The sequence below is a fragment of the Cobetia sp. genome (assembly GCF_983723665.1).
In genome coordinates this window covers 1-7,167 of sequence record NZ_CFDJES010000139.1, presented here as the reverse complement: position 1 = coordinate 7,167, position 7,167 = coordinate 1, and the positions used below count along the sequence as shown (strand labels likewise).

Here is a 7,167-nt window from a genome sequence, read left to right as displayed (position 1 = left end):
CTCGCCTCGGACAAGGGCGCTGCAGCCCCTGGCTGTCACTGATACCGGTCGGCCATGCGAGCGATTGATGGTGCTTCTCCAGCAAAGGTCTGTTGCTGTTTGGGCCCTTTTTTGTTCGCGGACTAAAAGATATGATGCTGACAGTTGAAACGCGTCAGGCCGTCACCCTTCATCTCGAGTCCTCCATCTCGGATAAGGACTGGCCACCTGACGTGAAGTCTTCGAGTCGAGCCAGCCATGGCTCCTCGATCATTTCTGCCGAGGGTGGCTGCGTCGTTCAATGCGCAGGGTTGTTCGCCCATCCTCGCTTCCAGCCTGCGTTGCAGGTTGCGATGGTTCCTTGAGCGGATTCACGATCTTTCCGGCGCTATCCTCTGGATACATGTCCGGGCAAGCCAGTCCTTGTGACTGGCTTTTTTTATGCCTGTCACAAAGTGTGGCTAGTGGGGCGGTGCCGTCGCCAGCTCCCGGGCAAGCCATTCGCCCAGCGCCTCGGCATGCGGGTGGCGAGCACGAGCGCGGCCGACCTGCGGCAATGTCAGCGTCAGGCATGCCTCGGTCTCGACGAACCCCCAGGGGGCCACGAGACGCTTGCTGCGCAGGTCTTCCTCCACCAGATAGTCCGGCGCGATGCCGACGCCCAGTCCGACCAGTGTCGCCTCGAGCAGGTAGTTGAGGTGCTCGAAACCTTGCGCGTAATCAAGCCCCTCACTGGATAGTCCCTGGCGTGAGCACCAATCTGGCCAGGCTTGCGGGCGTGATCGGGTATGCAGCAGGGGCAGGCCCAGCAGAACCTCGGGGGAAGGGGGACTGGATGCCTCGCTCAGCCACTCGCTGTCGGGCCGCAGGACGGGCCCGATGCGCTCGGTGCCCAGCACGCGCGTCTCCTGATGCTCGGCGTCATCAAAGGGCGGCGTCTGGAAGCGCAGGACACCGTCCACGCCATTGCGCAGCCCTTCGTTGTCATCACTGGCGGTCAGGTGCAGCTCGAGTTCCGGCAGGGCGTCCTTGAGTGCCCCCAGTCGCGGAATGAACCAGCGTGCCAGAAACGACCCCGGGCAGCTCAGCACGAAGGGCGCCCGCGCATCACTGCGTGCCAGTGCCCCGCATACGCGTGCCAGACCGCCAAGGTGATGACGGGTCGCGGTCGCCAGCTCACGGCCGGCCTGTGTCAGCGTCAGGCCCCGCCCGGCGCGATCGAACAGGCGTGTGCCGAGTGCGTCTTCCAGCTGGCGGATCTGACGGCTGACGGCCCCGTGGGTCACATGCAGTTCCTCTGCGGCGCGCGAGGCGCTCTCATGGCGAGCTGCCACATCGAAGGTGCGCAGGGCATTGAGGGGAGGCAGTAGCTCGGTGCGCTCCATGGTGTGTCTCCTGAGCAAGTGCTGGACGTGTCATTGGCATGGAAAGAGTGGCTGCGCGGCAATGACCGTCTCGACCATCTGTGAGATTTTCTCACACATCTTGGCGAATTTATCGTTTTTCTTCCAGTGCCTGCAGCGCTAGGATGATCACCATATCGCTGGCCCCGCAGATGCCTTGCGCAGTATGTGAGACCAGCCACTGACACGATTCGAGGAGTTCAGCATGAGCCAGACGACTGCTACCCCCAGCCTGCGCCAAGGGCCTGATGCCAAGGGTTTCTTCGGTGATTTCGGCGGCCGCTTCGTTGCCGAGACGCTGATGCCGTTGATTCTGCACCTGCAGCGCGAGTATGAAGCCGCCAAGCAGGACCCGGCATTCGCCGAGGAGCTGGCTGGTCTGTCCGCGGACTATGTCGGCCGCCAGAGCCCGCTGTATTTCGCCGAGCGTCTGACCGAGCAGCTGGGCGGCGCCAAGATCTATCTCAAGCGTGAAGACCTGATGCATACCGGGGCTCACAAGATCAACAACGCGCTGGGCCAGGTACTGCTCGCTCGCCGCATGGGCAAGCAGCGCATCATCGCCGAGACCGGTGCCGGCATGCACGGTGTGGCGACTGCCACCGTGGCGGCGCGTTTCGGGCTGGACTGCGTGATCTACATGGGCTCCACCGATATCCATCGTCAGCAGCCCAATGTGCAGCGCATGCAGCTGCTGGGCGCCAAGGTCGTGCCTGTCACCGCCGGTGATGGCACGCTGAAGGACGCCATGAACGAGGCGCTGCGTGACTGGGTCACCAACGTCGATGACACCTTCTACATCATCGGTACCGTGGCCGGGCCGCACCCGTACCCGCAGCTGGTGCGTGACTTCCAGTCCATCATCGGTCAGGAAACCCGCGTGCAGCTGCAGGAGAAGGAAGGGCGTCTGCCGGATTCGCTGGTCGCCTGCATCGGCGGCGGTTCCAACGCGATGGGCCTGTTCCACCCGTTCCTCGATGAGGAAAGCGTCGAGATCATCGGTGTCGAAGCCGCTGGTGAAGGCCTGGAGACTCCGCGTCATGCCGCCAGCCTCAAGGGCGGCCTGCCGGGCGTTCTGCATGGCAACCGTACCTTCCTGCTGCAGGATGAAGAGGGTCAGATCGGCGATGCGCACTCCATCTCCGCCGGGCTCGACTATCCGGGTATCGGTCCGGAACACGCATGGTTGCATGACATCAAGCGTGCCGAATATGTCGCCGCGACCGACCAGGAAGCGCTGGACGCCTTCAAGATGCTGTGCCGTCTAGAAGGCATCATTCCGGCGCTGGAGTCCTCCCACGCGCTGGCGGAAGTCATCAAGCGTGCGCCGGGCCTGCCGAAGGACCACCTGATGGTGGTCAACCTGAGCGGCCGTGGTGACAAGGACATGGCCACCGTGACTCATCACCTGGCCGACGAACTGGGCCTGAACCCTGACGGCGAGTAAGCCCGGGTCTGTCACGTGTTGCCCGGCGTCAGAGTCGTCAGTCGCTGATCGAGTCTGAGCGCCCCATGCCTTCTTCGCCTGCAGGTGTCATCGATGCCTGCAGGCCAGCAAATTCGGAGTCTATTGATGAGCACTTCCGCTATCGACACTACTGCCAGCAGCCGTCTTGACCGTCGCTTCGCTGCCGTGCGCGCCGAGAATCGTGCCGCGCTGGTGACCTACATCACTGCGGGCGACCCCGGCTACGATGCCAGCCTCGCGACCTTCCTCGGCATGGCGGACGCAGGCGCCGATGTCATCGAGCTGGGCATGCCGTTCACGGACCCGATGGCCGATGGTCTGGCCATTCAGCATGCCACCCAACGTGCCCTGAAGGCCGGCCAGACCATGGACCGCACCCTGGCGATGGTCAGCGAGTTCCGCAAGCGCGATCAGGACACTCCCATCGTGCTGATGGGCTACTACAACCCGATCTATCGTCGTGGCGTGAGCCGTTTTCTCGAGCAGGCAAGCGAGGCAGGCGTCGACGGCCTGATCGTCGTCGATCTGCCGCCGGAGCACGATGACGAGCTGTGCGTCCCGGCCAGCGAAGCGGGCATCAGCTTCATTCGCCTCGCTACGCCGACCACCGACAGCGAGCGTCTGCCGGGTGTGCTGGCCAACACCTCGGGCTTCCTCTACTACGTCTCCAGCAATGGCGTGACCGGCGGCGCGGCACCTACTGCCGAGAAGGTCGAGGCCGAGGTCGGTCGCATTCGTGAACATACCGATATTCCGGTCGCGGTCGGCTTCGGTATCCGTACCGCTGAACAGGCGGCGCGGATCGGGCGTTTCTCCGACGGTGTGGTGGTCGGTTCTGCCTTGATCGACCTGCAGGCCAATGCCGAGACGCCGGAGCAGGGTACTCAAGCCGTGCACGCCCTGACCCGTGAACTGGCTGATGCCCTGAAGACCGCGCGTCAGTGATCATTGGCTAGCGGCCAGCATGCCCCTCGCAGGGGCGATAGTTAGATAGATAGACAGCAACGCCTCGAACCCTGTTCGGGGCGTTGCTGTTTGTGAGGCACGCGCTATCGGCACGACGCGGCGTGTCACGTCCATCGCCTCGTTCTCGCACTTACCCTTGTTCTTACGCTCACGAAGCGGGCGCTGGCAGGATCTGGTCCAACCAGTGTGCTATCCGCCCACGTATCTGGTCACTGTCGTGCCATTGCAGCAGCAGATGGGGCGCCTCGGGCAGGTAATGAATCTCGAGCGTATCGCGTGAGGCGCTCGGCCAGTCGCTGACCAGCCGCTCGATGGCCACACGGGGCACGGTCTCATCGCGATCACCGTGCAACAGCAGGGTGGGCGGCAGTCGTGTGTCAGCAGAAAGTGCTGCGATGTCATCGCTGGCGTGATCCGTGAAGCGAATCAGGCCGTAATAGGCATCAAGGCGCACGGAATGCACGACGCGGGAATCCTTGGCCAACCGCCCGGCAGCTGCGGGCTGAAGTTCTCCTTCGGGGTACCTGCGTGGCACCTCCACGCTGGTCGCTGGGATAAGGTGCGCCGCCGTCCAGAGTCCTGCGTTGTACAGATAGCGCCAGCGGATGCCGCCGCGGACGCCCGGGGCGGCGAGCAGGCTGCCATCGATCGACAGCGCCGGATGTTGGGCGAGGGCATTGAGTATCACCGAGCCGCCCATGCTTTCTCCCGCCACGATCAAGGGGAGGTTCGGGTGGCGCTGGCGCAGTACCGTGATGGCGTCCACCAGATCCTCGACCAGCAACGGGGACTCCGGCCATCGCCCTTGCTGGCTGGACTCCCCGAAACCGCGTTGGTCATAGGCGTAGGTCACGATGCTTTGTCCGGCCAGCCACGGGCCCAGATCGGCATATGCCAGCCGGAAGTCGCCGTAGCTGTGCAGGCCAAGCAGCATGGCGCGTTGAGGGGTTGCCTGCGCAGGTTGCCAGGACTCCCATGCCAGCGACGTGGCGTCGCGGGTCACGAGATGGCGTGAGGCGGAGGATTCATCAAGGCAAGGGGCCTGGTGGATGTCATTGGCCGCAAGGTAGTGCGGCCCGCATCCCGATAGCAGCATGCAGAGTGTGACTGACACAAAGGGCAGCAGAGCGTTCAAGGAGTGGCTCTCCGTGGCGAATGGCGTGATGTGTGTACTACGCCCGACGCTGCCGAGTGGATCATGCTGTCAGGGCATCTGAAATGTGAGCGTTGTCAGTGTTGTGGGAGTGAACGCGCTCGATTCAAAGGCCTGTGCGGCGCTCGAGAGCCGAATGATGATCGACGCCAGTGCCGATCGAATGACGCTGGACTCATATTCAACGCATCGCAGTGGGTTAATATCACTGAGACATAGGCCGCATACTGGTGCCGAGGATCCGGCACGCTGGTGCTGGTAATTCGCCGAGTCCTGAGGCTCGGCATGTCATCCAGCCAGGATCGCAGAGGAGTCTGCTGAGGATACGCCAGTGAGTGACACCACATCGTTTGGCACCATGCCGAGCACTTCCCGGCCCGCCAATGGCCAGGAAGCCGAAGGCTTGTTGAATCAGCTGCTGGATCACACCAGCAACGGCGTCTGTTGCTACGACCTCGAAGGGCGCATTCGCTGGGTCAACCCCGCCTTTGAGCAGCTTCTCGGCTATCGAGAGCAGCAGGTGGTTGGCAAGGTGCCCAGTGAATTCTTGATGGGGCCGGCATCCGATCTGCTGGTCATCACCCGATTGCGTGAACAGCGCCGCCGCGGCGAACCCAGCGATGAGGAGCTGGTGCATTACGACAGCAATGGCCAACCACTGCGATTGCGGCTGCGCTGCATTCCACTCAAGGATTCCAGGGGGCGGGTGGAAGGGTATCTGGGGCTGCAGACGGACATTACCCAGATGCACCGGGCCTTGATGTTGAGCCATTCCCAGCTTGAGCTGCTGGAAGCCGTGGCGGCAGGCCAGTCTCTGGACAAGACGCTGCGCGACCTGTGCCTGACCATCGAAGGCGCCGCGGTTCAGGTGCGCTCCTCGTTGCTGCTGCTGGATGATGTGGGCCGCACCATCGTGGCAGGTCAGGGGCCCAGCCTGCCGGCAAGCTTTATGCTGTTCACCCGTGGTTTGAAGATCGGGGAAGGCGTGGGCACCTGTGGGACGGCGATGTGGCGGCGCAAGCCGGTCATGACGCCTTCCATCGCGCAGGAACCTGCCTGGGAGGGCTTCCGTGAGCATCCGCATGCGTTGGGGCTGGATGCCTGCCTGTCGATGCCGATTCTCGATGGCGAGGATAATCCGCTGGGCAGCTTTGCCTTCTATGCCGAGACAGGCGAGGTCTTCGATGCAACTCACCATGGCTTGCTCGAAGTGGCGGTCAAGGTGGCCAGGCTGGCGATCGAACGCTATCGACGTGACCAGCAGCTGACGCATCAGGCCTTGCACGACTCGTTGACCGGCTTGCCCAACCGGCGCCTCGTGCGTCGTCATCTCTGTGAGCTGGCGGAGCAGGCCCAGCCCGGCGAGATGGGCGCGCTGATGTTCCTGGATCTTGATCACTTCAAGCGTCTCAACGATATCCTCGGTCACGATGCCGGTGACCTGGCGCTCAAGCAGGTCGCCTCGCGTCTGGCAGAGATGCTGGGCCCGCAGGACTTCCTCGCGCGCCATGGGGGAGACGAGTTCATCGTGCTGCTGGCACCGAGAGCCGGTGGGCCGCGCGAAGCGGCTAGCCGAGCGCGCCAGGTGGCGGAGCAGATGCTGGAGCGACTGCAGGAGCCGCTGGAGCTTGAAGGGCGAACGCATCAGTTGACCGGCTCGTTGGGCATCACGCTCTATCCGCGTCACGAGGAAGGCTATGGCGCCTGCTCTCATCAAGTGTTGCCGGCCGGCAAGGTGGAGCACACCGAGATCGATAGAGAAGAGGGCGATGCCTGGAGTCACCTCCTGCATCAAGCGGATATCGCGCTCTATGAGAGCAAGGGGGCCGGGCGTGCACGGCTGTGTTTCTTCGCGCCCGAGATGCGCCAGCGCATCATCGATGCCGCCCGGATGGAACACGCGCTGCGTGAGGCCGTGTCTCGCCAGCAGCTGAGTGTCCACCTCCAGCCGCAATTTTCCCTGCCCGAAAGTGGTGAGCCGCAATTGTGTGGCGCCGAGGCATTGCTGCGTTGGCATGACCCGCAGCTTGGGATGGTCTCGCCAGCGACCTTCATCCCCATCGCGGAGGAGTCCGGCCTGATTCTCGAGCTGGGACATTGGGTGCTGGAGCAGGTCTGTCGCGAGCTTGCCGCCATGACCGCTCGAGGCTATGCGCTACCGATGGCGGTCAATGTCAGTCAGGTGCAGTTCCGTAGCA

General features: G+C 63.3%; 5 protein-coding genes. 3 read left to right on the top strand and 2 right to left on the bottom strand.

Going from position 1 to position 7,167, the window contains the following annotated elements; translation table 11 throughout:
- Positions 1-440: 440 nt before the first annotated feature.
- Positions 441-1,364: a LysR family transcriptional regulator gene (locus tag AC4FAH_RS12225; protein WP_054554924.1), complete on the bottom strand. Its 924-nt coding sequence runs from the start codon at positions 1,362-1,364 to the stop codon at positions 441-443.
- Positions 1,365-1,587: 223 nt separating this feature from the next.
- Here AC4FAH_RS12225 and trpB point away from each other — a divergent pair, with 223 nt between their 5' ends.
- Positions 1,588-2,829: a tryptophan synthase subunit beta gene (gene trpB, locus AC4FAH_RS12220; protein WP_054554923.1), complete on the top strand. Its 1,242-nt coding sequence runs from the start codon at positions 1,588-1,590 to the stop codon at positions 2,827-2,829.
- Positions 2,830-2,955: 126 nt separating this feature from the next.
- Positions 2,956-3,795: a tryptophan synthase subunit alpha gene (gene trpA, locus AC4FAH_RS12215; protein WP_107335249.1), complete on the top strand. Its 840-nt coding sequence runs from the start codon at positions 2,956-2,958 to the stop codon at positions 3,793-3,795.
- Between the two features lie 169 nt (positions 3,796-3,964).
- Here the strand turns inward: trpA and AC4FAH_RS12210 are convergent, their stop codons facing one another.
- Positions 3,965-4,750: an alpha/beta fold hydrolase gene (locus AC4FAH_RS12210; protein WP_287024594.1), complete on the bottom strand. Its 786-nt coding sequence runs from the start codon at positions 4,748-4,750 to the stop codon at positions 3,965-3,967.
- 550 nt (positions 4,751-5,300) lie between these two features.
- Here AC4FAH_RS12210 and AC4FAH_RS12205 point away from each other — a divergent pair.
- The coding region (locus AC4FAH_RS12205) for a sensor domain-containing protein (protein ID WP_490246104.1) at positions 5,301-7,167 on the top strand (1,867 nt) is incomplete at its 3' end.